This window comes from Pseudoalteromonas sp. S3178 (assembly GCF_005886985.1).
Classification (GTDB): Bacteria; Pseudomonadota; Gammaproteobacteria; order Enterobacterales; family Alteromonadaceae; genus Pseudoalteromonas; species Pseudoalteromonas carrageenovora.
In genome coordinates this window covers 1-245 of record NZ_PNCW01000271.1, presented here as the reverse complement: position 1 = coordinate 245, position 245 = coordinate 1, and the positions used below count along the sequence as shown (strand labels likewise).

The 245-nt window shown below is 45.7% G+C and carries 1 protein-coding gene; it reads left to right on the top strand.

Annotated elements, in window-relative coordinates:
• On the top strand, positions 1-245 hold a 245-nt coding region (locus CWC11_RS20925; RefSeq protein WP_171038490.1), incomplete at both ends, for a YebC/PmpR family DNA-binding transcriptional regulator.

Here is a 245-nt window from a genome sequence, read left to right as displayed (position 1 = left end):
AACTTAGGTAACCCAGGTTGTGTGGCGCATATGTTTGACCACTTTGCAATCTTAGGATTTGCAGGTGATGACGACGAGTCAGTTTTGGAAGCGCTAATGATGGCTGATGTTGATGTTACTGACGTAGAAGTTGAAGACGGCCAAGTTTCTGTTTTCGCACCTCACACTGAATACTTCAAGGCGAAAACAGCACTGACAGAAGCGTTTGAGGGGATCACGTTTGAGGTAGACGAAATCACTTGGGT